This is a genomic window from Citrobacter sp. wls710 (assembly GCF_005281115.1).
Taxonomy (GTDB): domain Bacteria; phylum Pseudomonadota; class Gammaproteobacteria; order Enterobacterales; family Enterobacteriaceae; genus Citrobacter; species Citrobacter werkmanii.
In genome coordinates, this window is the sequence record NZ_SZXD01000011.1 from 24,812 (window position 1) to 47,923 (window position 23,112).

Here is a 23,112-nt window from a genome sequence, read left to right on the forward strand (position 1 = left end):
AAAAAATATGAACAAGCCCAGAGGAGTCTGCGCAGGCTATTTAGCGAGGGTTATCGTGGCAGGCGTTGCCTGTTCGAAAGCACGCTCGAGGATTTCCAGGTTGGTAAGAACTTCAGATTCCTTGACGTAATTAGGCGTACCGACGGTCAGCGTCTGGTACAGCGCATCATAGACGCGACCGTAGTCCCCCACTTCCGGTTTCACCTCTTCTTTCACCGTAACACCGTCATCATTGACATACTCCAGCACACCAACAGAATCGTCAGCGGCGAAACCGGGTTCACCGGGCATGATATTGGCCTTCAGGCTGGTTTCCTGCTGGTCGATGCCGTACTTCACAAACGAGCCTTTGGTGCCATGAACGATAAACTTCGGATAGTCAATTTTCACCAGATGGCTGGTTTTCACAATGGCTTTCAGGTCGCCATAGAACAATTGCGCTTCAAAGGTATCATCCGGGTTCGCTTTGTTGCGCAGACTGCGAATGTCATAGGCTACATGGTCGGGACGCCCGAAAAGGGAAATAATCTGATCCATGGTGTGTACGCCCAGACCATAGAATGCGCCGTCCTGTGGCAGGCCCGGTTTGGTTTCCGCCACGGGTCGGTAGTAGTCAAAATGGCTTTCAACTTCCACTATTTCACCCAGTTTGCCGCTCTCAATCGCTTTTTTAGCAGTGAGAAAACAGGAGTCAAAACGCCGATTCTGATACGGTGTGACGGTCAGTCCTTTGCTTTTCGCCAGTTCGAACAACACTTTTGCTTGCGCCAGCGTCGGCGTGAACGGTTTCTCAACCAGCACGCTTTTACCCGCTTCCAGCGCGCGTTTGGCGTATTCAAAATGGCTATCAGCATGCGTACAGACGATCACCAGTTTTACCTGCGGATCGCCCAACACCTCATCCAGATCGCTGGTGAAGTGAATGTGGGAATAGATCGGTGCCTGCTCTTCCGGTTTAGCGTGACGACGGAAAATATGCGCGACATGCCAGGTATCTTTACGATTCAGAACGTAAGGGAGATGGTAACGGGTGGTGCTTTTACCGAATCCAATAAATGCGCAGTGTAAGGTCATGAGACGATCCTTTTGAAGGTGATTGTCTACACCATAGCGCAAAGCGGCTGGAGACTGAATGTTGGATTCTTTACCGGATGGTGGCATTGCCTTATTCGGGCTACAAAAGCAGATGCCTCAAAATCGGCCGTCGGCGTCGCGGTCAGTTTGTTCACGGCAAGCGCGCAGGGCCCAGAGCGTACTAAATGTACATGAGGAGCACTTCCCGGGGACAAAATGGCAAGTAAGCCAGGCTGAAACAAAACGCAAAAAAAAAAGCCAGCAAAAGCTGGCTAAAGTAATACTGGAAGCAATGTGAGCAATGTCGTGCTTTCAGGTTCTCCGTAGGGGTTCCCCTGAACGCAGAGCAATAATAATCATTCTCATTCGCACTTGTCTACTTCTTTTTGCAAAAAAATGCAGTTGACGGAATTTTCTTTCTCAGCGAGTGTAAATGCTCAATTAACCCTGCAGGAGATAAGGAATGAGTGAGATAGTGATACGCCACGCTGAACCGAAAGATTACGATGCCATTCGTCAGATCCACGCCCAGCCGGAGGTGTACCACAACACGCTACAGGTTCCTCATCCTTCCATGGAGATGTGGCAAACGCGACTCGCCGATCAGCCGGGGATCAAACAGCTGGTTGCCTGCATCGATGATATCGTCGTGGGACATCTTTCCATTGCAGTTGCCCAGCGCCCGCGCCGCAGCCACGTTGCTGATTTCGGTATTTGCGTTGACGCTCGTTGGCAAAACCGCGGCGTCGCCAGCGCGCTGATCCGCACCATGATCGACATGTGTGACAACTGGCTGCGCGTTGACCGTATCGAGTTAACAGTGTTTGTTGATAACGAGCCCGCCGTAGCGGTCTATAAGAAGTACGGTTTTGAAATCGAAGGCACCGGTAAAAAATACGGCCTGCGCAACGGTGAATACGTTGATGCGTACTTTATGGCGCGCGTGAAATAAATTTAAGGGCGAGTCATATCGCCCTGATTATTGAAAGGACGCAATAGTGAAAAAGTTTCTTCCCCTGGTTTTGCTGGCCTCGCTCTCCCCTGCTTTTGCCACTACTGTACAAAATCTCGATTCCGTACCCAGTGCCATCCAACATCCGGAAGGTAAACAGATTTTCGCTGAACAAATGGCGGGAGCAACCCCTGCAAAAGGATTTGGTGAGCTTCCTCAGGGCTTATCTGAAAAGCAGTGGATTGCCTGGGTTGCACCGAATGAAGATCCTGACAACCTGATCCTGACTGGTGCTAAATCTTGGGGAAAAGACGGTAAATATATTGGCATTGCCTGTTTTGCCGATAATACGGCTGACGCCGAGCAAGCAAAAAAATACGCGGATAACACCTGCCCGGAAAACTACAGCAACGGGCGCGCTAATAAATTATATCTCGGCGTTTTTTCCTGGCAGAATCCACAGCTAACGCCGATTGCACGCTCGGAAAAACCGTTAAACCAGCTCTCAGAGTGGAATAAAGCCGCTGAAAAAGAGAGCGATGATGAGTCCGTCAGACCGCTGGCTTATTATACAAAGCTGGATCTGGCACCGTACCGGATAGCACCCGATACCCTGGCATTCGGGGTACGGGGTGGATACTCCGATGCCTACTCCGGCGGTGGCGCATTTTATGAAGTGCTGGAACTCTACACCATCAAAGACAGCAAAATAATCAACGTGTTTTCTGACCTTGTTTATTACTATTCAGACATCGCCGGAGACTGGAATAAAGACGGCACAAGGCAGCACGACATCAGCGAAAGTAAGTACATTCTCAAAATGCGCTCGGCAAAGACGCACGGGTTTTATGACTTAGAGCGCGTTAATCTACAGGATAAAAGCAGCCAAATATTCCGCTGGTCCGAATCACTGCAGCAATATGCGCCATAACCTACCAGTCAGGCCTACATCGTTCAGAATGCTGTAGGCTATCGATATGGATAAAACAATATCGACCAATACTCCATCTATAACTCCAAATTATTGAATATATAAATTCTCATCTTACACATTATTTATATTCAGATTCCCCTCAAAAAAACTCACTTAAAGTGAAACGTTTTATTTCTGCTATATACGAACGCCATCAGAAAGCGTAATTACAACAAAGAAAGAATTACCCTTTTCACGACAACACGTAATAAAAGGATAAGGATGTCATGAGTGATATCGTCTATCTGATGGTTTCTGGACAACAGCAGGGCGCTATTTCTGACGGATGTGGAACCGTTGCATCTGTGGGTAACCGCTGGCAATCAGGGCACGAAGACGAGATTTTTGCCTTTTCGCTCTCTAATAGTATAACCAGTACTGGCAGAGGTTCACATTTGCACGGACTGCGATTTTGTAAACTTATCGATAAAAGTACACCGTTGTTTGTTAATACGATTAATAACAACGAACAGTTGTATATGGAGTTTTATTTCTACCGTATCAATAGATTCGGTAGATGGGAGAAGTATTATTATATTCAACTGCGGGGAGCATTCTTATCAGGTATTCAACACCAATTCAGTGAAAATAATTTAGATACAGAAACAATAACCATCAGCTATGAATATATCCTTTGCAAACATCTTATTGCCAACACTGAGTTCAGCTACCTGGCATTGCCCGAAAACTACAACCGTCTGTTTATCCCCCGACCAAAAACCCCCGCAGACAACGGCCTCAAAACGTTAAACAGCAAAGGGGTTGGCAGACTGCTTGCCGCCGGAGGGATCTACAACGGCAATATCGACGGTTTCAGGGAAACGGCGGAAAAGCTGGGTGGCGATGCTCCTGCGGGTTACGAGCAGGTTATGGATAACAAAGGATTGCTGATTCTTGGTGCTTCAGTAGCTGCAGGCTTAACTATGGGAAGGATGAAATTTCCTGAATTAGAAGAACTGGAGCAGTTTGGAGCGAAAGGAACTTATACATCAAGGCCATTTGATCCAGATAAAGCGGGAGGCCCTGTTGAACATCTTACAACTGAAGGCGTAAATATTACCCATGAAGGAATTGCAATTGTAGAAAAACACATATCTCGCTTCGATCCAGATCCTGGTAATGAATTTATGGTAAGCCGTTAAAAAAGATAGCGAACGGTGAGTTGTTACCAGAACAAGTGGATTTAAACTACTACACTCATGAATGTCGAGAGTATCAACGTTATTGCAATTTAGGTTGGGAAACTGGCAGGCCAAGCGATAACCAAGAGGCTTATGATCTATGGAATAACACGCATACATCAACACTCGAAGATTATAGAATAACTGGTAATGACCTTTATCACCCGGATGCACCATCATGGTAAACAATACTGAACTTAACATCTTGAAATTATTAGCTTCCAGAGATGACGTAAATTGGACCTGGTATAATCTTGATCGCGCAATGACCAGTAGGAAAATGGATGGAGTTGGTAACGTAGTCAGGCTCATAAATAACCTATCTAAAGCGGGTTTAGTCGATATAGTAGCAAGGACCCCCTCAGGAATGGATTATTATCGCGTATCTGCCCAAGGCCATAAGTTGCTAATCGAAATTGACCAGCATCACCAAGACCATTCACTATAGTGAAAACTACCCGACAAGCCCTCTCCCATCGAAGAGGGCCGTTATGCTTAGTATCCCGCCGTTAAGTCATCTACGGAACGCGGGTCGGACGCGCCATACAGTGCGCCATCCGGCCCAACCATAATACTTTGGGTGCTGCCCATCGCCTCTTTCAGCGCCACTTTCTGTCCTTTTTGCTCCAGCAGTTTGATTGTATCCGGGCTGAAGCCCTTCTCAACGCGAAGCTCATCCGGCAACCACTGATGATGGAAGCGCGGCGCGTTGGTCGCTTCGGCGACGTTCATTCCGAAATCAATGCTGTTCACTACCATTTGCAGCACAGTAGTGATGATTCGACTCCCGCCAGGGCTGCCGGTCACCAGCCAGGTTTTTCCGTCTTTTACCACGATAGTCGGCGACATAGACGACAGCGGACGCTTCTTCGGACCAACCGCGTTGGCGTCGCCGCCCACCAGTCCGTATACGTTCGGCACGCCTGGCTTGGCAGAGAAATCGTCCATTTCATTATTGAGCAGAATACCGGTATTACCCGCCACAATCCCGGTGCCGAAGGTAGTATTCAGGGTATAGGTCACCGCCACGGCATTGCCGTCTTTATCCACCACCGAGAAGTGGGTGGTCTGGTTGCTTTCATACGGGGCGAGCTTGCCCGGTTTTATCTGGCTGGAAGGTTTGGCCTTGTTGATATCAATTTGATCGGCCAGCGTTTTCGCATAGGCTTTGTTGGTCAGCGCCTGCCACGGCACTTTCACAAAGTCCGGGTCACCCAGATACTCTGAACGGTCGGCATAGGCGTATTTTTCCGCTTCCGCCATGATTTGCATGGCATCGGCACTGCCAAAGCCGTACTTCTTCATGTCGAAGTTTTCAAGAATATTAAGGATCTGCACGATGTGAATACCGCCCGAGGATGGCGGCGGCATGGAGAAGACCTGATACCCGCGATAGTCACCACTGATTGGCGTACGTTCAACGGCTTTATAGCTGGCTAAATCCTCTTTGGTCATCAGACCGCCGTTCTTCTGCATTTCCCCGGCAATCTGGTCGGCAATCGCCCCTTTATAAAACGCATCCGGGCCATTTTCGGCAATCATTTCCAGGCTTTTCGCCAGATTCTTCTGGACCAGCTTATCGCCTTTTTTCAGCGGCTCACCGTCTTTCCAGAAAATGGCTTTGCTGTTCTCATGATTAGGGATCACTTCGCTGCCGTAAGTTTTTAAGTCGTCGGCCAACGCATCGTTAACCACAAACCCCTCTTCCGCCAACTTCATCGCCGGACGCACTACTTTATTCAGCGGCATCGTGCCGTATTTCTCCAGCGCCAGCGAGAAACCCGCCACGGTACCCGGCGTACCGGATGCCAGATGCGACGTCAGCGACTTTTTCGCATCGGCGTTACCCTGATCGTCGAGGAACATATCACGGGTCGCGGCAGCAGGCGCCATTTCACGAAAATCAATCGCCGTCGTATTACCGTCTTTGGTACGCAGCAGCATAAAACCACCACCGCCCAGATTACCCGCCTGCGGATGCGTCACCGCCAGCGCATAGCCAACGGCCACGGCGGCATCGACGGCATTGCCCCCCTGTTTGAGGATATCCACCCCAACCTGGGTGGCTAATGCATCCACCGAGGCCACCATTCCCTGCTGCGCACGCACGGGATGGAACACATCTTCCTCGACACCGTAGGATACCGGTGGTGGCGCTGCCGGCGCAGCAGCAACGCTAAAACAACTTCCTGAGAGCAGAGCAGCAATGGCTACCCGGCGTAAAAACGTCGGTTTTATCATCGTTATTCTCCAGATGTATGGGGTCGGCCCCCACTAAGCCTGGTGCATAACTCTGAAATAATCATCGTAACGGCGAGAAAGGAGTAAACTTAAACGATCCCCGAGAGGAGAAAAGCGATGAAACGACTCTTACTTTTAGCCATGCTATTGCCGTTTGCAGGCTTTGCACAGCCCATCAACACCATGAATAACCCGAATCAACCGGGTTACCAGATCCCGAGCCAGCAGCGTATGCAGACCCAAATGCAAACGCAGCAAATTCAGCAAAAAGGGATGCTCAACCAGCAGTTGCAAACGCAAACCCGCATGCAGCAACAGCATATGGAAAACCAAATCAACACGAACTCCCAGCGAGTCCTTCAGTCTCAGCCGGGAGAGTTGAATACGGGTCAACAACAGATGCTGCCCAACAGCAACGGTGGCATGTTGAACGGAACTCGTAACCCGGACAGTTCGCTGAATAAACAGCAACATATGCTGTCGGAGAAAAAGAACGGCGACATGCTGAAGCCCTCCAGCACGCCGCAGCCTAACGTTCCGTTAAAAACGATCGGGCCTTAATAGGGCTGGAAATCCGGCCCTATTGTATCAATGGCATCGGTACAGATGCAGTCCACTCCCCAGCGCAGCAGCTCTGCCGCGCGCTGGGGTCGGTTGACGGTATAAACCAAAATACGTAGCCCCGCGTCGCGCAGCGCATCCACGCGCGCTTCATCCAGCAGCTTATGATTAAGATGAATCGAGACGCAGCCGAGCCGGGTAGTGAGTTCGCGCCAGTCGTCACGCCATTCATCAAGCAGTAAACCGCGCGGCAGTTCCGGAGCCGCCTGCTGCGCTGCTTCAAGCGCGTCAATTTCAAAAGACGACAACAGCGGCGGCGTCATTCCCACCCACAGTTCACGCGCAGCCAGCGCCACGACTTTGCCGGTTAACGTTCCGGTGCCGGTCGTGGGTTTAATTTCAATATTCGCCATCATGCCGTGCTGACGGCAGCGCTCAGCCACTTGCGAGAGCAGCGGCAGCGGTTCGCCTTTAAACTCGCCGCTAAACCAGCCGCCTGCGTCCACGCGTAATAGATCCTGCCAGTTCAGCTCACCCGCCACGCCCCAGCCGTTACTGGTCCGCTCGAGATTGTCGTCGTGCAGCAAAAAGATCTCGCCGTCTTTCGACAATTTAGCGTCAAATTCAATCATGGTATGCCCGTATCGCGCCCCCACGTCGATCGCCGCCAGGGTGTTTTCCGGTGCCAGCTTACCGCCGCCGCGATGGGCGGCAATGTGGGGATAAGGCCAGTTACTCATACGCGTTGTCCTGTTTCGCCATCAAAGAGATGCAAATGATTTTCTGGCAGATGCAGCCATAGCGTGCTGCCTGCCGTCGGGCGATGCTGATGCGCCAGTCGCACCACCAGCTTTTGCTCACCCCAGCGTCCGTGCGCCAGGTTATCCGCGCCCAGCATTTCCAGGGTGTCGACAACCAACGGCACACCGCCATCGGCCTGCGAGCTTAACGCAATATGCTCCGGGCGGATACCCAGCGTCATGTTACGCCCAATATATTCCCGGACGTTCCTGGCAATGGGCAGGGCCATGCCGTCATCCAGTTCAAAATGCGTACCCGAAGCGCTAATGCGCCCGTCCAGCAGGTTCATCGCCGGGCTGCCGATAAAGCTCGCCACAAAACGGCTGGCAGGTTTCTCGTACACCTCAACCGGCGTACCGATCTGCTCGGCAATGCCTTTGTTCATCACCATCACCCGCTGGGCAAGGGTCATCGCTTCAACCTGATCGTGCGTCACATACAGCGAGGTGGTTTTCAGTCGGCGATGCAGATGTTGTAACTCCAGACGCATCTGGACGCGCAGCTTGGCATCGAGGTTAGAAAGCGGCTCATCGAACAGGAATACCGCCGGATCGCGAACAATCGCCCGTCCCATCGCCACGCGCTGACGCTGGCCGCCTGAAAGTTCGCGCGGGCGACGTTTAAGCAATTCACCCAGTTCGAGAATACGTGCCGCCTCTTTCACCCGTTCGGCAATATGCTCCTTGCCCATTCCACGAATCTTCAATCCCCAGGCCATGTTTTCTTCCACGCTCATATGCGGGTAGAGGGCATAGTTCTGGAACACCATTGCAATGCCGCGATCTTTCGGCTCCATCTCGGTGACGCGCTTATTATCGATCCAGATATCGCCGCCGCTGACCCGCTCCAGCCCAGCCACCATCCGCAGCAGCGTAGACTTGCCGCAGCCGGATGGCCCGACCATCACGATAAACTCACCGTCCGCAACGTCCAGCGTCAGCGGTTTAATCACCTGGGTTTTGCCATCCCAGCTTTTGGTTACTGCCTGTAGTTTTAAACCAGCCATTTTATTTCTCACTGTCCACTAAACCACGCACGAAGGCACGCTGCATGGCTAACACGATGATTACCGGAGGGATGAGCGTCAGCAACATGGCTGCCATCACCTGATTCCATTGGGTGGTACCTTCGCCGGTGGCGATCATGCCTTTGATGCCCGCCACCGCAGTGCCCAAGTTGACATCGGTAATAATTAACAACGGCCACAAATACTGGTTCCAGCCGTAGATAAAGGTGATCACGAACAGCGCCGCCAGATTGGTTTTTGACAGCGGTAGCACGATATCGCGGAAAAAACGCATCGGTGACGCGCCGTCAATACGCGCCGCTTCAACCAGCTCATCCGGTAGCGTCATAAAAAACTGACGGAACAGGAAGGTCGCAGTAGCCGATGCCATCAGCGGCAACGTCAGACCCGCGTAGCTGTCGAGCATTTTCAGGTTGGCGATCACTTCCACCGTCGGGAAAATACGCACCTCAACCGGCAGCATCAGGGTGATAAAAATCATCCAGAAGAACAGGTTGCGCAGCGGAAAGCGAAACCAGACGATAGCGAACGCAGAGAGCATAGAGACGGTGATTTTCCCCACCGTAATACTGAACGCCATGATGAAACTGTTGAGCATCATCAACCAGAATGGCGCGCTGTTGACGCCTACGCCGTTGACCCAGATATATTTCATGTTTTCCAGCAACTGCGTGCCGGGAACCAGTGTCATCGGCGTTTCAAATACCGCTTTGTTGTCCAGCGTCGCCGCGACAAACGCGACATACAGCGGGAACAGGATCACCATGATCCCCATAATCAGCATGGTATGGCTGAATATTGTCAGCCCACGACGGTTCTCAATCATTGGTAACGCACCTTACTTTCCACATAGCGGAACTGCACCACCGTCAAAATAATGACCAGGAACATCAGCACCACCGACTGCGCGGCTGACGCAGAGAGATCCAGGCCGACAAAGCCTTCACGATAGATCTTATAAATCAACGTCGTGGTCGCCTGTACCGGCCCACCTGCCGTGGCAGCGTCGATCACTGGGAAGGTATCAAAGAAGGCATACACCAGATTCACCACCAGCAGGAAGAAACTGACCGGCGCAATCAGCGGTAGCGCCAGTTTAAAGAAGCGGCGAATCGGCCCCGCGCCATCAATTGCGGCGGCTTCGATCAGCGACCGGGGAATAGATTGCAGTGCGGCAAAGAAGAAAAGGAAGTTGTAACTAATCTGCTTCCAGACCGACGCGAACACCACCAGAAACATTGCCTGACCGCTGTTTTGCGCGTGGTTCCAGTCATAGCCAAACTCACCGAGAAAATGGGTAATCAGCCCGCGACCCGGGTTGAACAGGAAGATCCACAGTACGGCGGCGACGGCAGGCGCAACGGCGTAGGGGAGTAGCATTAACGTCTGGTAAAAACGGCTACCGCGCACCACGTAATTCACCAGCGCAGCAAAAAACAGCGACACCAGCAGGCCGCTTACCGTAACCAACGTACTGAACTTTATCGTCGTCCAGAACGAATCAAGGTAGTACGGGTCATGAAACAGCGCGACAAAGTTTTCCAGTCCGACAAACTGGCTGGAAAGGCCAAAAGGATCAACGCTTTGTAGCGAGTACCACAGCGCTTCACCGGCGGGCCAGATAAAGAAAATAACGGTGATAACCAACTGCGGGGCCACCAGTAAATAGGGAAGCCAGCGCGAGCGGAACACCGGACGGGATGAGGACATGAAGGTTCTTTTCCTGGAAGGTGCCGGATGGCGCTACGCTTATCCGGCCTACGCGTACTTTGTAGGCCGGGTAAGGCGAAGCCGCCACCCGGCATTTCATATTAAGATTTGGTCGATTGCTCAAAGCGGCGCAGTAACTGATTGCCACGCTCAACCGCGGCATCCAACGCCTGCTGTGGGGTTTTCTTTCCGGTCCACACGCTTTCCAGCTCTTCATCCACGATGGTACGGATCTGCGGCATGTTGCCCAGACGCAGCCCTTTAGTGAACGGTAACGGCGGTTTGTTCAGCATCTGACGGGTGGCGATATCGGCCCCGGGGTTCTTATCATAGAAGCCCTGCTCCCGAGTCAGATCGTACGCGGCAGTGGTGATCGGCAGATAGCCGGTTTTCTGGTGCCATTCGGCAGCAATCTCTGGTTTCGCGAGGAAGTTAAGGAACTGCGCTACGCCTTCGTAGGTGGCTTTGTCTTTGCCTTGCATCACCCACAGGCTGGCCCCACCGATAATCGCATTCTGCGGCGCGCCCTTCACGTCGGCATCGTACGGCATCATGCCGACGCCATAGTTGAATTTGGCGTAGTGACGGATGTCGGCCAGAGAACCAGAAGAAGCAGTGGTAATGGCGCAATCCCCATTGTAGAACTTCTCGGTGGATTCATCTTTACGTCCGAAGTAGCTGAAATCACCTTTTTTATTCAGCTCTTCCAGTAGTGCAATGTGTTTCACCTGCTCCGGTTTATTGAACTCCAGCACCGCGTCAGTACCGTCAAAACCGTTGTTTTTGGTGGCGACCGGCAGACCGTTCCAGGCGCTGAAGTTTTCGATCTGAATCCAGCCCTGCCAACCGCTGGCGTAGCCACACTTCATACCTGCGGCTTTCAGCTTCGCGGTGTATTCCGCCAGATCCTGCCAGGTTTTTGGCGGTTGCTCAGGGTCTAAACCGGCTTTTTTGAAGGCGTCTTTGTTGTAATACAGCACCGGCGTGGAGCTGTTAAACGGCTGGGAGAGCAGATGTCCGCTTTTCGAGTCAGTGTAATAACCGGAAACCGTCGGCACGAACTGAGATTCATCGAAGTTGATGCCAGCCTCTTTGAATACTTCATAGACCGGTTTAATGGCTTTTGAGGCCATCATCGTTGCCGTACCCACTTCATAAACCTGCAACAGCGCAGGGGCGTTTCCGGTACGGAAGGCGGCAATACCTGCGCTCAGGCTCTGCTCGTAGTTACCTTTGTACTGTGGAACAATTTTGTAGTCGGGGTTGGCGGCATTAAAACGTTGCGCCAGTGAATCAACTTCTTTACCCAGTTCGCCTTCCATTGAGTGCCAGAACGGGATGGTGGTAACTGCCAGCGCCTGACCTGCAAATGCCAGGCTAAGTGCCAGTCCTAAAGCTGTATGTCGTAACGATATCATCGGTTATCTCTCTTGTTGTGCCGGATGCGCGATATCACGCGTTTTATGCTCGCGGGGGTAACATGACATGCTCGAATGACAGAAAAATAACTTTTTTATTACAAAAAAAAGATAGTAAGGCGACAAACAGATGGCAAGGCGGTGAAAGCGGAGTGACAGGAAAATGCGGGGTGGAGCACAACAAAGCCGGGGAGGTGCCTTACCCGGCCCATAAAAAGATTTGCCGTACAGATGAGATCACTCAGGTTGTGCGAACGTAAACTCCAGCGCCAGGCCCAGAACCTGCATACCGTGGATATTATCTTCCGGCGATATCGCCACCAGACTTTCCAGAAACTTGAGCCGTCGCGACTGGGCGTTAATGATGAGCTTTCCTCGTAACGCAGGAAGCTTCAGCGAAGTGATGGGATAAACCACACGGCCAACGACTTCAACCGGCAGCTTGCGTAACTCGACCTGCTGCAGCACACCAACAGAAGAGTACAGCAATGCAACAGGCGTAACGGCAAGCAACGGCGCGCTACTGATACTCACGAAATCCAGAAGCAGCTCGGGGCGCAGATAGTGCAGTCCATTAAAAGAGACCGTGACACCTTCTATTGCGGGCATGGGCAGCACGTCAGTTTGACGCGGTAAATCATTCATTCAATTACCATTGACTCGAGATATACATCAAGCCGTTGATTATGCAGCAAATAACCTATGCTTGCTGGGACAAGGCTCGCAATACCTGCAGATTTAGCTAGCGACGTGACCTGACACGCTGCCCATTCACTCCGGTAACGTTAATCCCGACGCCAGCGTCGTTCAAATTCATTCTGTAAACGCTGCTGTTCCCGCCGCTCACGTTCACGCTGGATATCTGATTTCTCATCTTCCCAGCCAGGGCATACCGAGCTGGTGAAGACTTCGCAGGGCGAGCTGGACTGTGCCAACGGGTTGGTTGGTTTCTCTTCCCAGATAGACGGATCGCGCGGGTCGAACGTTTGCGGTTCCAATGCCTGAGCGCCAGATGCAAACGCCAATAACAGAGTTCCAATCATCATGCAGGTACCTGAACGTATCATCCTTTCTCCATGTTCATATTATTATTGATAACCATTCTCAATAATAACATAACGCGATAAAAAGGGGCCATCAGGCCCCTTAACTCTTAAGAGAAATCTTAACCGCCCAGATAAGCGCTACGCACCGCTTCATTCGCCAGTAGCGCATCGCCGGTGTCTTCCAGTACCACATGACCGTTTTCCAGCACGTAGCCGCGGTCGGCGAGTTTCAGCGCCTGGTTGGCGTTCTGCTCGACGAGGAAGATGGTCATCCCCTGCTCGCGCAACTGCTCAATGGTGTTAAAGATCTGCTGGATGATAATCGGCGCCAGCCCCAGAGAAGGTTCATCCAGCAGCAACAGGCGCGGCTGGCTCATCAGCGCGCGGCCAATCGCCAGCATCTGTTGTTCACCGCCGGACATGGTGCCCGCACGCTGAATGCGACGCTCATGCAGGCGCGGGAACAGGTCATACACCCACTTGATACGTTCCTGAAACTGGTCCTTCTCGGCAAAGAAGCCGCCCATCGCCAGGTTCTCTTCCACCGTCATACGCGAAAACACACGACGCCCTTCCGGAACGATCGCCACCGCTTCGCGCATGATTTTCGCTGTCTGCCAGTCGGTAATGTCTTTACCATCAAAGACAATTCGCCCGCTGGTCGCGCGTGGGTCGCCGCATAACGTACCGAGCAGGGTGGTTTTCCCCGCGCCGTTGGCGCCGATAAGCGTTACGATTTCACCCTGATTGATATACAGGCTAACCTCGTGCAGCGCCTGAATTTTGCCGTAGTGGGCGCTGACTTTATCGAACGATAACATCGCCTTATCCATATTATGCCTCGCCCCCATTATGCTTCACCTAAATAGGCGCGGATCACGTCCGGGTTATTACGAATCTGTTCCGGCGTCCCGTTCGCCAGCGGCGTGCCCTGGTTCACCACGTAAATACGGTCGGAAATTCCCATCACCAGTTTCATATCGTGCTCAATCAACAGAATGGTGGTGTTGTGATGGTTGCGCAGCTCGGCAATCAGCTCGTCCAGCTCTTTAGTCTCTTTCGGGTTGAGGCCAGCGGCCGGTTCGTCGAGCATCAGGATTTCCGGCTGTGTCACCATGCAGCGGGCGATCTCCAAACGACGCTGGTCACCGTAGGCGAGGTTACTGGCCTGACGGTTGGCATGCTCCAGCAAACCAATACGCGCAAGCCAGGTGGCGGCGCGATCCAGGGCTTCACTCTGCGCGCGACGGAACGACGGCGTTTTTAACAGGCCGGAAAAGACGCCGGTTTTCAATTGCTGATGTTGCGCCACCAGCAGGTTTTCAATCACCGTCATTTCACGAAACAGGCGTACATGCTGGAAAGTACGCACCACGCCCATACGCGCGATTTGCTGACCCGGCAGCCCTTCCAGATGCTGGTCGCGCAGCTTAATCGTCCCGCCCGTCGGTTTATAAAAACCGGTCAGGCAGTTAAAGACCGTGGTTTTACCCGCGCCGTTTGGCCCGATTAACGAGACGATTTCCTGCGGCCTCAGTTCCAGCTCAACGTTGTTCACCGCCAGCAGACCGCCGAAGCGCATCATCAGGCCGTTAACGGATAATAATGGCTGACTCATGCCTGCTCTCCTTTTGCTTCCCCGTTTTTCAGCTTCAACTGCGGACGGGTCATCGGCAACAAGCCCTGCGGACGCCAGATCATCATCAGTACCATCAAACCACCCAGCATTAACATGCTGTATTCATTGAAATCACGCATCAGTTCGCGTGACACGACCAGCAGGATAGCTGCGAGGATGACCGCAAACTGCGAACCCATCCCACCCAGTACCACAATCGCCAGCACAAAGGCCGACTCGGCAAAGGTGAACGATTCCGGGCTGACAAAACCCTGCCGCGCGGCAAACAGCGTGCCGGCAAAACCCGCGAACGCGGCGCTGATGGTAAAGGCGGTCAGCTTGATGCGTGTAGGATTTAAGCCCAGCGAACGGCAGGCGATTTCATCTTCACGCAGCGCTTCCCACGCACGTCCCAGCGGCATGCGCAGCAGACGGTTGATGACAAACAGCGAGAACACCACCAGCAGCAGCGCCACCAGATAGAGGAAAATCACGCGATCGGACGGGTCATACTTCACGTTAAAGAAGTTGCTGAAGGTATCCCAGCCGCCTTCACGCGCGCTGCGGCTGAACTCAAGCCCGAAAAAGGTGGGTTTCGGGATCTGGCTAATACCGTTCGGGCCGCCGGTGATTTCGGTGTTGTTGAGCAGCAGGATACGGACGATTTCGCCGAAGCCTAAGGTCACAATCGCCAGATAATCACCGCGCAGGCGCAGTACCGGGAAGCCCAGCAGGAAGCCCGCAGCAGCGGAAACCAGCCCTGCCAGCGGCAGACAGGTCCAGAAGCCGAGGCCGTAATAATGGTTCAGCAGTGCGAAGGTGTAAGCGCCGATGGCATAGAAGCCGCCGTAGCCCAGCACCAGCAGGCCGGAAAGCCCCACCACCACGTTTAAGCCGAGGCCGAGGATGATATAAATCATCGTCAGCGTGGCGATATCCACCGTTCCGCGCGACACCATAAACGGCCACACCACGGCAATCACCAGCAGCGCCACCAGGAACAGCTTCTGTTTAACGGTGGAGCCATCAATCGCCGGCAGAATAAACTTCGGCCCGGAGACACTCTTCAGGCCCTTCTGGAAGGCCGGACGCAACAGCTGGAAAAGGAACACCACGCCAGTGCCGATGAACACCCACTGCCAGCGGATATCCGCAGCGGTATCCACCACCAGTTTGGTGCCATCCAGTTCTAACTGAACGCCCATAAAGACGCCCGCCAGAATGAAGAACATGGCGGCAGAGAGCAGCGCCATTGCAAAATGCATCGGTTTCATACTTTCTCTACCTCCGGACGACCCAGAATACCGGTCGGCATCACCAGCAGTACCAGAATCAGCAGCGCGAACGACACCACGTCTTTGTATTCGGTACTCAGATAAGCAGAAGAAAGCGCTTCGGCAACGCCCAGAATCAGGCCGCCGATCATCGCGCCAGGGATGCTGCCAATGCCGCCCAGTACCGCCGCGGTAAAGGCTTTCATCCCGGCCATAAAGCCGATGTAGGGGTTAATTACGCCATAGAACTGACCGAGCAGCACGCCCGCAACCGCCGCCATTGCCGCACCGATCACAAAGGTCAGCGCAATCACGCGGTCGGTGTTAATGCCGAGCAGGCTGGCCATTTTCAGATCTTCCGCACAGGCGCGGCAAGCGCGTCCCATACGCGAATAGCGGATAAACAGCGTCAGCGCCAGCATCGCGAGGAAGGTTACAATCCAGATAACCAGCTGCATAGTGGTGATAGATGCAGAGAAGTTATCACTACTGCCGACAGTCCACTGGCCGTTAAACAGGCTGGGCAGCGCCACGTCGCGCGAACCTTCCGTCAGGCTGACGTAGTTTTGCAGGAAGATGGACATCCCGATAGCGGAAATTAGCGCGATCAAACGCTTGGAGCTGCGCACGGGCCGATACGCCACCCGTTCAATACTCCAGCCGTAGGCGCTGGCAATCACAATCGCGCCGACGAAGCCCGCCGCGACCAGTAGCCAACTGGAATCAATCCCCATCATCATTAGCGCAGCGATGATCATAAAGGAGACATAGCTGCCGATCATATACACCTCGCCATGGGCGAAGTTAATCATGCCAATAATGCCGTACACCATCGTATAACCGATGGCGATCAGCGCGTAGGTGCTTCCCAGCGTGACGCCGTTAAACATCTGCTGCAAGAAATAGAGGAACTGCTCGGACATAAGGTAACCTTTCTTAACCCGCCCGTTTTGCACGGGCGGTGGGATAACTCGTCTTCAGGTATTACTTCGCGACGGTCGATGATCCGTCGGCGTGCCACTGGAAGACACCAAACTCAAATCCCTTCAAATCGCCTTTTTCGTCCCATTTCAGCGGCCCAATCACGGTATCAGCCCCGTGTGCTTTCAGATCTTTCACCAGATCCAGCGGCTCTTTGCTTCCGCTGCGATCCATTGCGCTCGCCAGTGACTGGACGGCTGCATAAGTGATCCACACGTACGGCCCGGTTGGATCTTTCTTGTCAGCTTTGAGCGCATCGACAATCGCTTTATTCGCCGGATCCTGGTCATAGCGTTTTGGCATCGTCACCAGCATGCCTTCTGCGGCATCACCAGCAATGTTAGACAGAGAGGCATTACCCACACCCTCTGGCCCCATAAACTGAGTTTTCAGGCCAACGGAGCGCGCCTGGCGCAGCATTTGCCCCATTTCCGGGTAGTAGCCGCCGTAATAGACGAAGTCGATATTTTCTTTCTTCAGGCGGGCAATCAGCGCAGAGAAATCTTTTTCCCCGGCGGTGATCCCATCAAAGAAGACGATGTTGGCTTTGCCCGCTTTCAGGCTGTCCTGCACCGAACGCGCCAGACCTTCACCATATTGCTGTTTATCATGGATGATGGCGATGCGCTGCGGCTTCACCTTCTCCAGAATGTATTTCGCGGCCGTTGGTCCTTGGGAGGAGTCCAGACCCGCAGTACGCATAATGTGTGCGTAACCGCGCTGAGTCAGTTCCGGGTTGGTTGCCCCCGGGGAAATCATCAGGATCCCTTCGTCTTCATAGATGTCTGACGCTGGCTGAGTCGAAGATGAGCACAGGTGGCCAATAACATACTGAATACCGTCGTTGACGATTTTGTTTGCTACGGCAACAGCCTGTTTTGGATCGCAAGCATCGTCATATTCCACGGCGACCAGCTTGTCGCCTTTGATCCCACCTTTGGCATTGATATCTTTAATGGCCTGACGTGCGCCATTAAATTCCATATCACCCCACTGTGCGACCGGACCCGACATCGCCCCGACAACAGCAACCTTAATATCTTCTGCCATGACAGCATGCGACATTGCCAGTGCTATCACCCCTGCGATGATTGTTTTCGCATTCCGTTTCATTACCTGAATCCCCATTCGTGACGTAATTAATATTTTGTATTTATGTGGTTAAAAAGCAGACTGTGCTTTTTTTGAACTGCACTATTTTTACCAATCTCATTAATGGTTTAGCACAGTTTTTTAAGCAAAATCAGGCTAAAATCTCTATATTTCAGTCGATTAAGAAAAGATAATATTCTGCTTTTCACTATAGATAAACAAAAAAAAGCACGTTTGTCAGCATAAAATAACGGTACAAAGAGCGGAATAAAATGCTGCATCCCAGGGTATTATCCTGCCTGTTTTTCAATCTCTAATGTTTCAAACTGTCATTACCGTCGTCGCAAAACGATTAACCTGGTTAATCGCATAAAAAAGAGAAAGCATCCGGGTGAATTATTTCGGTACACTGCTTCCATCTTTTGTGATTTGGACATGCTGCTAATGAAGCTGACCATCGTTCGTTTAAACAACTTTAGCGCCCAGGATCTGATTGATCTGGGCAAAATCTGGCCGGAATATTCCGCCTCATCGTTAAGCGTAGATGAAACGCACCGGATCTACGCCGCGCGTTTTAACGAGCGTCTGTTAGGCGCTGTACGTGTCACCCTGAGCGGCACACAAGGTGCTCTGGATTCGTTGCGCGTACGTGAAATCACCCGTCGTCGCGGCGTCGGGCAGTATTTGATCGAAGAGGTGATCCGTGAAAACCCAAGTGTGAGTTCATGGTGGATGGCAGATGTAGGCGTTGAAGACCGCAGCGTGATGGCCGCGTTTATGCAGGCGTTAGGCTTTACAGCCCAGGCGGATGGCTGGGAGAAAAGATAAAAAAACCACCTCGCAATTTTCCAGGTATGTAGGCCGGGTAAGGCGAAGCCGCCACCCGGCACTCAATTACTTGGCGTCGGTCGCCGTACCATTAGCATGCCAGTCAAACACGCCGAATTCGAAGCCTTTCAGATCGCCCTTCTCGTCCCAGGACAGCGGCCCCATTACGGTTTCTACTGAGTTTGCTTTCAGGTACTTGACAATTTCAGCCGGATCGTCAGACTGGTTCAGACCGGCCTGCAAGGATTGCAGCGCGGCGTAAGTGGTCCACACGAATGCGCCACTTGGATCCTGTTTCTTGGCCTTGATAGCATCCACAATCGGTTTGTTTGCAGGCACCTGGTCGTAGTTCTTCGGCTTGGTTACCAGTAAGCCTTCCGCAGACTCACCCGCAATGTTAGACAGCGACACGTTCGCTACCCCTTCCGGACCCATAAACTGGGTTTTCAGACCTGCGGCACGAGACTGACGCAGGATCTGCCCCATTTCCGGGTGATAACCACCGTAGTAAACGAAATCGATATTCTCTTTCTTCAGGCGCGCTACCAGCGTCGAGAAGTCTTTTTCACCGGCGGTAATCCCGTCAAAGAACACCACGTTGGCGTTGCCTTTCTTCAGGCCGTCCTGCACCGCACGCGCCAGACCTTCACCGTACTGCTGCTTATCGTGAATGATGGCAATGCGTTGCGGCTTCACTTTTTCCAGAATGTATTTGGCGGCAGTTGGCCCCTGATCGGAATCCAGGCCGGTGGTACGCATCACCAGCTTATAACCACGCGCGGTCAGCTCCGGCGCCGTCGCTGCCGGGGTGATCATCAGAATGCCTTCATCTTCATAGATATCTGACGCGGGCTGGGTAGACGATGAGCACAGATGGCCGATAACGTATTTAATCCCGTCGTTGACCACTTTGTTCGCGACCGCTACCGCTTGTTTCGGGTCACAGGCATCGTCATATTTCACCACGACCAGTTTGTCACCTTTCACCCCGCCCTTGGCGTTGATATCCGCAATCGCCTGCTCTGCGCCAGTAAACTCCTGATCGCCATACTGCGCTACCGGACCGGACATTGCGCCGACAACGGCCACTTTAATATCCTTAGCAAACGCCATATTGCTCAAAGACAGGGCGATACATCCTGCCAATAACGCTTTACCCTTCATATTCATCCTGACAATCCCCATTATTGTGGTTATTACGTGTGTTGTGATGTTGTTGTTCAGCACTTTATTTCGATTATTGGATAGCCACCCGTGCTTTAGCAGCATACTCTGCTAAAACATACCCGATTTTTATTATTTTGGAATAGCTAAATTTACATCCAGATAACAAATTCGTGTCTGTGGAGGGGAGGAAAGGTCGTAGGCCCGATGAGCAAAGCGCCATCGGGCAAAGGTGTTGCCGGATGGCAGCGTACACGCCTTATCCGGCCTACAAAAAACAAAACCCCCGAATTCACATTCGAGGGTTCATTGGCAATGCGCGAAGATTACGCTTCGATCGCCGCGCGCAGTTTTTTCATGGCGTTCTTTTCAAGCTGACGAACACGTTCAGCAGAAACGCCGTAGCGATCGGCCAGTTCCTGCAACGTGGACTTGTTATCTTCGTCCAGCCAACGAGCGCGGATGATATCCTGGCTACGTTCGTCCAGACCTTCCATTGCGTGAGTCAGTTTGTTCGCGGCCTGATCTTCCCAGTTATCTTCTTCAATGCCATCGGCAAAGTTAGAGGATTTATCCTGCAGATACAGAACCGGCGCCATCGGCTGGCTGTCAGACTCGTCGTCTGAAGACATGTCAAACGTCATGTCCTGCGCCGCCATACGGGATTCCATTTCACGCACGTCTTTGCTGGAAACACCCAACTCACGAGCCACCATTTCAACTTCGTCCTGGTTGAACCAGCCCAGACGCTGCTTGGTTTTACGCAGGTTAAAGAACAGCTTACGCTGTGCTTTAGTGGTCGCGACTTTCACGATACGCCAGTTACGCAGAACGTATTCATGGATCTCTGCTTTGATCCAGTGCACAGCGAAAGAAACCAGGCGCACACCCACTTCCGGGTTGAAACGGCGCACGGCTTTCATCAGGCCGATATTACCTTCCTGAATCAGATCCGCCTGCGGCAGGCCATAGCCCGCGTAGTTACGAGCAATATGAACAACAAAGCGCAGGTGAGACAGGATCAGCGTTTTAGCTGCTTCCAGATCGCCCTGGTAATGCAGCTTTTCAGCCAGTGCCCGCTCCTCGTCAGCCGACAACATCGGCCACGCGTTCGCAGCCCGGATGTAAGATTCCAGGTTACCAACAGGGGCTAAAGCTAAATTTTGCATTTCTTTGGTCATTCAAATCCTCTCAATCTTTTCATCTGGCGCGTTGGCAAAAACTAATTAACAAAAACCAGTAGCAACAACCATGCCAGAGCTTATGAGCAACGAGAATATCATTCAATCTTTTATCAGACAGTGATTTTATCCACAAGTTCCATGTCGTAATGTGTATAAATTACGCACAAAATGTGACATCACAATGAATACGCCGGGAAGAGATAACAGGGACTCTTTCCCTGCAGAGCGAACTACTCAGTGCAGGGAAAGATTATACCAGAGATTTTTTAATCGGGGGTAAAGTGGCGTAAATGTTGAACCGTGGCAAGCCAGGCAGCCACCCAGCCGATCATTGAGCACACCAGCAGCAATAACAGGCACTCGTCGAATGATAAGCCATTGATATCAAACTTTGTTCCAAAAACCTGCGCCACTTCAGTCACCGCTGACGACAAACGCATCACCAAAATTTCTGACAAAATCAGTGAAAGAAATGCGCCGGAAAAACCGAGCAGCGCGCCGCCGTAAAGGAATGGACGCAGGATAAATCCGTCCGTTGCGCCAATCAGCTTTTGCACGTTAATGGTATCGCGACGCGCAAAAATACTCAGGCGCACGCTGTTACCGATGACGAGGAAGACCGCCGCCACCATCAGCACGCCAATCATCGCGGATACGCGCCCCACGAGTCCCGTCAGCGCCGCCAGACGAGCGAACCAGCTGTCGTCCATCCGCACTTCATCAATACCGTTGATTTGTGCAATACGGTCGCGCAGGGTGTTCAGCGACTCCGTCCCCTGGAAGTCCAGTTTCGGGATCACCACCGCTACGGCAGGAAGCGGGTTCTCTTCCAGCATGTCCAGCGCACCGCCAAAACCGGACCAGTTACGGAATTCACCCAACGCATCTTCGCGGGAAAGATAATTTACTTTCTCGACGCCCTGTTCGGCCTGCAACTGACCCACCACCCGCGCGGCGGCATCGTCATCCAGCGTTTTTTGCAGATAGACGGTGATTTGTGGCGAGGGATAATACTGGCTTGCCGCCTGGTTTACGTTTTTATAAACCATGTAACACACGCTTGGCAGCGTCAGGGAGATGGCGATCACCATCACCGTCAGGAACGTCGCCAGCGGCTTACTTTTCAGGTCCTGCAACGCGCCCTGGAACGCGTAACGCACCTGCTCGTTAAAAACGTTGGTTTTACGTGAGTTCGGTTTTGGCGCGGCTTTCGCACGCTTCGGCGCATTACGACCGCCATCACCCGGCGCGCCGCCTGATTTACGAAAACGATCCAGTCGGCCACCGAACTGCTTGATTTGATTGATAGCGTCACGTCTATTCATGCGCCAGGCCTCCATGCAGGTGTCCATCACTCAGGACCAGCTGGCGGTAGGAGCGACGGGAGATCAGACCAATATCGTGCGTGGCCATTAATACCGTGACCCCGACGCGGTTAAACTCTTCGAACAGACGAAGGATCCCTTCCGACAGCGCGTCATCCAGGTTCCCCGTCGGTTCATCCGCCAGCAGTACCGCAGGTTTATTCACCACCGCACGGGCGATACCCACACGCTGTTGCTCACCGCCAGAGAGCTGAATCGGGAAGTTTTTCGCTTTGTCCAACAGCCCGACCTTATCCAGTGCCGCTGACACGCGACGACGAATATCGTCCCCGCTGGCGCCCGCGATGATCAGCGGAATTGCCACGTTGTCAAACACGGTTCTGTCCATCAACAGGTGGTGATCCTGAAAAATCATGCCAATCTGACGACGCAGAAACGGCACTTCACGGTTTTTCAAACGGCTGATGTCATGCCCGCTGAAATAGATTTTTCCGGCGCTGGGCCGTTCAATTCCACAGATCAGCTTCAGCAGGGTACTTTTACCCGCACCAGAGTGGCCGGTCAGAAACGCCATCTCGCCAGGCTGCATATGGAAGGTCACTCCCTGCAGCGCTTGTCTCCCACCGAGATAGGCCTTGCTGACATGTTCAAAGCGAATCATT

23 protein-coding genes and 1 pseudogene are annotated in these 23,112 nt (G+C 52.5%); 6 read left to right on the forward strand and 18 right to left on the reverse strand.

Annotation, left to right across the window (positions count from 1 at the left end; genetic code table 11):
• Window positions 1–36: 36 nt before the first annotated feature.
• Window positions 37–1,074, reverse strand: coding sequence for an oxidoreductase (locus FDX14_RS04360; protein ID WP_137349075.1), 1,038 nt, complete (start codon window positions 1,072–1,074; stop codon window positions 37–39).
• A 58-nt stretch (window positions 1,075–1,132) separates the two neighbouring features.
• Between FDX14_RS04360 and FDX14_RS25125 the strand changes: the two genes are divergently transcribed.
• The 4 genes and pseudogenes from FDX14_RS25125 to tssD all read left to right on the forward strand — a co-directional run bounded on the left by FDX14_RS25125 (window position 1,133) and on the right by tssD (window position 4,365).
• Complete coding sequence (locus tag FDX14_RS25125; protein WP_042311865.1) at window positions 1,133–1,372, forward strand: hypothetical protein; 240 nt, start codon at window positions 1,133–1,135, stop codon at window positions 1,370–1,372.
• A gap of 165 nt (window positions 1,373–1,537) precedes the next feature.
• Complete coding sequence (gene yhhY, locus FDX14_RS04365) at window positions 1,538–2,026, forward strand: N-acetyltransferase (RefSeq protein ID WP_006687445.1); 489 nt, start codon at window positions 1,538–1,540, stop codon at window positions 2,024–2,026.
• Window positions 2,027–2,072: 46 nt separating this feature from the next.
• Complete coding sequence (locus FDX14_RS04370) at window positions 2,073–2,957, forward strand: hypothetical protein (protein ID WP_042311863.1); 885 nt, start codon at window positions 2,073–2,075, stop codon at window positions 2,955–2,957.
• Window positions 2,958–3,226: 269 nt separating this feature from the next.
• Window positions 3,227–4,365, forward strand: a pseudogene (gene tssD, locus FDX14_RS04375) (type VI secretion system tube protein TssD).
• Window positions 4,366–4,675: 310 nt separating this feature from the next.
• Here tssD and ggt read toward each other — a convergent pair.
• On the reverse strand, window positions 4,676–6,421 hold the full coding sequence (gene ggt, locus FDX14_RS04385; protein ID WP_042311859.1) for a gamma-glutamyltransferase: 1,746 nt from the start codon (window positions 6,419–6,421) through the stop codon (window positions 4,676–4,678).
• A 117-nt stretch (window positions 6,422–6,538) separates the two neighbouring features.
• Here ggt and FDX14_RS04390 point away from each other — a divergent pair, with 117 nt between their 5' ends.
• The gene (locus FDX14_RS04390) at window positions 6,539–6,982 is read left to right on the forward strand and encodes a DUF2756 family protein (protein WP_042311856.1); all 444 of its coding nucleotides are present in this window, start codon (window positions 6,539–6,541) and stop codon (window positions 6,980–6,982) included.
• Here FDX14_RS04390 and ugpQ read toward each other — a convergent pair.
• The 12 genes from ugpQ to livK form a co-directional block, all read right to left on the reverse strand.
• The gene (ugpQ, locus tag FDX14_RS04395; RefSeq protein ID WP_042311855.1) at window positions 6,979–7,722 is read right to left on the reverse strand and encodes a glycerophosphodiester phosphodiesterase; all 744 of its coding nucleotides are present in this window, start codon (window positions 7,720–7,722) and stop codon (window positions 6,979–6,981) included. The genes FDX14_RS04390 and ugpQ overlap by 4 nt on opposite strands.
• Window positions 7,719–8,789 carry a sn-glycerol-3-phosphate import ATP-binding protein UgpC gene (locus FDX14_RS04400; protein WP_042311854.1) on the reverse strand — a complete coding sequence of 357 codons (1,071 nt, stop codon included), beginning with the start codon at window positions 8,787–8,789 and terminating at the stop codon, window positions 7,719–7,721. The genes ugpQ and FDX14_RS04400 overlap by 4 nt, the downstream gene beginning before the upstream one ends.
• A gap of 1 nt (window position 8,790) precedes the next feature.
• Window positions 8,791–9,636: a sn-glycerol-3-phosphate ABC transporter permease UgpE gene (ugpE, locus tag FDX14_RS04405; RefSeq protein WP_046274512.1), complete on the reverse strand. Its 846-nt coding sequence runs from the start codon at window positions 9,634–9,636 to the stop codon at window positions 8,791–8,793.
• Window positions 9,633–10,520 (reverse strand): sn-glycerol-3-phosphate ABC transporter permease UgpA, encoded by an 888-nt coding sequence (gene ugpA, locus FDX14_RS04410; RefSeq protein WP_038634974.1) that lies wholly within the window; start codon window positions 10,518–10,520, stop codon window positions 9,633–9,635. The genes ugpE and ugpA overlap by 4 nt, the downstream gene beginning before the upstream one ends.
• Window positions 10,521–10,621: 101 nt before the next feature.
• Window positions 10,622–11,938, reverse strand: a complete 1,317-nt coding sequence (gene ugpB / locus FDX14_RS04415) for a sn-glycerol-3-phosphate ABC transporter substrate-binding protein UgpB (protein ID WP_016154831.1) — start codon at window positions 11,936–11,938, stop codon at window positions 10,622–10,624.
• A 237-nt stretch (window positions 11,939–12,175) separates the two neighbouring features.
• Window positions 12,176–12,583: a hypothetical protein gene (locus tag FDX14_RS04420; protein ID WP_042311848.1), complete on the reverse strand. Its 408-nt coding sequence runs from the start codon at window positions 12,581–12,583 to the stop codon at window positions 12,176–12,178.
• 140 nt (window positions 12,584–12,723) lie between these two features.
• Window positions 12,724–13,005 carry a hypothetical protein gene (locus tag FDX14_RS04425; RefSeq protein ID WP_042311846.1) on the reverse strand — a complete coding sequence of 94 codons (282 nt, stop codon included), beginning with the start codon at window positions 13,003–13,005 and terminating at the stop codon, window positions 12,724–12,726.
• A 98-nt stretch (window positions 13,006–13,103) separates the two neighbouring features.
• Entirely contained in the window at window positions 13,104–13,817 is a 714-nt protein-coding gene (gene livF / locus FDX14_RS04430) for a high-affinity branched-chain amino acid ABC transporter ATP-binding protein LivF (RefSeq protein WP_087856271.1), read from the reverse strand.
• A gap of 17 nt (window positions 13,818–13,834) precedes the next feature.
• A complete protein-coding gene (gene livG, locus FDX14_RS04435) occupies window positions 13,835–14,602 on the reverse strand; it encodes a high-affinity branched-chain amino acid ABC transporter ATP-binding protein LivG (protein ID WP_003827578.1) in 768 nt (255 codons plus the stop codon).
• Complete coding sequence (gene livM / locus FDX14_RS04440) at window positions 14,599–15,876, reverse strand: branched chain amino acid ABC transporter permease LivM (RefSeq protein WP_042311843.1); 1,278 nt, start codon at window positions 15,874–15,876, stop codon at window positions 14,599–14,601. Before livM ends, livG begins: the two co-directional genes overlap by 4 nt.
• The gene (gene livH, locus FDX14_RS04445; protein ID WP_003827575.1) at window positions 15,873–16,799 is read right to left on the reverse strand and encodes a high-affinity branched-chain amino acid ABC transporter permease LivH; all 927 of its coding nucleotides are present in this window, start codon (window positions 16,797–16,799) and stop codon (window positions 15,873–15,875) included. The genes livM and livH overlap by 4 nt, the downstream gene beginning before the upstream one ends.
• Before the next feature lie 61 nt (window positions 16,800–16,860).
• Complete coding sequence (gene livK, locus FDX14_RS04450) at window positions 16,861–17,970, reverse strand: high-affinity branched-chain amino acid ABC transporter substrate-binding protein LivK (RefSeq protein WP_038634989.1); 1,110 nt, start codon at window positions 17,968–17,970, stop codon at window positions 16,861–16,863.
• Window positions 17,971–18,393: 423 nt separating this feature from the next.
• Between livK and panM the strand changes: the two genes are divergently transcribed.
• The gene (panM, locus tag FDX14_RS04455) at window positions 18,394–18,777 is read left to right on the forward strand and encodes an aspartate 1-decarboxylase autocleavage activator PanM (RefSeq protein WP_038634992.1); all 384 of its coding nucleotides are present in this window, start codon (window positions 18,394–18,396) and stop codon (window positions 18,775–18,777) included.
• A gap of 66 nt (window positions 18,778–18,843) precedes the next feature.
• Here the strand turns inward: panM and livJ are convergent, their stop codons facing one another.
• From livJ to ftsE, 4 genes are all read right to left on the reverse strand, one after another.
• The gene (gene livJ / locus FDX14_RS04460; protein ID WP_170973569.1) at window positions 18,844–19,947 is read right to left on the reverse strand and encodes a branched chain amino acid ABC transporter substrate-binding protein LivJ; all 1,104 of its coding nucleotides are present in this window, start codon (window positions 19,945–19,947) and stop codon (window positions 18,844–18,846) included.
• 320 nt (window positions 19,948–20,267) lie between these two features.
• A complete protein-coding gene (rpoH, locus tag FDX14_RS04465; RefSeq protein WP_038634997.1) occupies window positions 20,268–21,122 on the reverse strand; it encodes an RNA polymerase sigma factor RpoH in 855 nt (284 codons plus the stop codon).
• 269 nt (window positions 21,123–21,391) lie between these two features.
• Window positions 21,392–22,450, reverse strand: coding sequence for a permease-like cell division protein FtsX (gene ftsX, locus FDX14_RS04470; RefSeq protein ID WP_042311999.1), 1,059 nt, complete (start codon window positions 22,448–22,450; stop codon window positions 21,392–21,394).
• Window positions 22,443–23,111, reverse strand: a complete 669-nt coding sequence (gene ftsE, locus FDX14_RS04475; protein ID WP_006687468.1) for a cell division ATP-binding protein FtsE — start codon at window positions 23,109–23,111, stop codon at window positions 22,443–22,445. The genes ftsX and ftsE overlap by 8 nt, the downstream gene beginning before the upstream one ends.
• Between the last annotated feature and the right edge of the window lies 1 nt (window position 23,112).

Excerpts from the sequence above, each read along its gene's own strand:
- ggt (WP_042311859.1), bottom strand. The coding sequence starts at position 6,421 with ATGATAAAACCGACGTTTTTACGCCGGGTAGCCATTGCTGCTCTGCTC.
- livM (WP_042311843.1), bottom strand. The coding sequence starts at position 15,876 with ATGAAACCGATGCATTTTGCAATGGCGCTGCTCTCTGCCGCCATGTTC.
- ugpE (WP_046274512.1), bottom strand. The coding sequence starts at position 9,636 with ATGATTGAGAACCGTCGTGGGCTGACAATATTCAGCCATACCATGCTG.
- ftsX (WP_042311999.1), bottom strand. The coding sequence starts at position 22,450 with ATGAATAGACGTGACGCTATCAATCAAATCAAGCAGTTCGGTGGCCGA.
- livF (WP_087856271.1), bottom strand. The coding sequence starts at position 13,817 with ATGGATAAGGCGATGTTATCGTTCGATAAAGTCAGCGCCCACTACGGC.
- ugpQ (WP_042311855.1), bottom strand. The coding sequence starts at position 7,722 with ATGAGTAACTGGCCTTATCCCCACATTGCCGCCCATCGCGGCGGCGGT.
- livG (WP_003827578.1), bottom strand. The coding sequence starts at position 14,602 with ATGAGTCAGCCATTATTATCCGTTAACGGCCTGATGATGCGCTTCGGC.
- livK (WP_038634989.1), bottom strand. The coding sequence starts at position 17,970 with ATGAAACGGAATGCGAAAACAATCATCGCAGGGGTGATAGCACTGGCA.
- livJ (WP_170973569.1), bottom strand. The coding sequence starts at position 19,947 with ATGAATATGAAGGGTAAAGCGTTATTGGCAGGATGTATCGCCCTGTCT.
- FDX14_RS04390 (WP_042311856.1), top strand. The coding sequence starts at position 6,539 with ATGAAACGACTCTTACTTTTAGCCATGCTATTGCCGTTTGCAGGCTTT.
- FDX14_RS25125 (WP_042311865.1), top strand. The coding sequence starts at position 1,133 with ATGTTGGATTCTTTACCGGATGGTGGCATTGCCTTATTCGGGCTACAA.
- FDX14_RS04400 (WP_042311854.1), bottom strand. The coding sequence starts at position 8,789 with ATGGCTGGTTTAAAACTACAGGCAGTAACCAAAAGCTGGGATGGCAAA.
- livH (WP_003827575.1), bottom strand. The coding sequence starts at position 16,799 with ATGTCCGAGCAGTTCCTCTATTTCTTGCAGCAGATGTTTAACGGCGTC.
- ugpB (WP_016154831.1), bottom strand. The coding sequence starts at position 11,938 with ATGATATCGTTACGACATACAGCTTTAGGACTGGCACTTAGCCTGGCA.
- FDX14_RS04360 (WP_137349075.1), bottom strand. The coding sequence starts at position 1,074 with ATGACCTTACACTGCGCATTTATTGGATTCGGTAAAAGCACCACCCGT.
- FDX14_RS04425 (WP_042311846.1), bottom strand. The coding sequence starts at position 13,005 with ATGATACGTTCAGGTACCTGCATGATGATTGGAACTCTGTTATTGGCG.
- yhhY (WP_006687445.1), top strand. The coding sequence starts at position 1,538 with ATGAGTGAGATAGTGATACGCCACGCTGAACCGAAAGATTACGATGCC.
- ugpA (WP_038634974.1), bottom strand. The coding sequence starts at position 10,520 with ATGTCCTCATCCCGTCCGGTGTTCCGCTCGCGCTGGCTTCCCTATTTA.
- rpoH (WP_038634997.1), bottom strand. The coding sequence starts at position 21,122 with ATGACCAAAGAAATGCAAAATTTAGCTTTAGCCCCTGTTGGTAACCTG.
- panM (WP_038634992.1), top strand. The coding sequence starts at position 18,394 with ATGAAGCTGACCATCGTTCGTTTAAACAACTTTAGCGCCCAGGATCTG.
- FDX14_RS04420 (WP_042311848.1), bottom strand. The coding sequence starts at position 12,583 with ATGAATGATTTACCGCGTCAAACTGACGTGCTGCCCATGCCCGCAATA.
- ftsE (WP_006687468.1), bottom strand. The coding sequence starts at position 23,111 with ATGATTCGCTTTGAACATGTCAGCAAGGCCTATCTCGGTGGGAGACAA.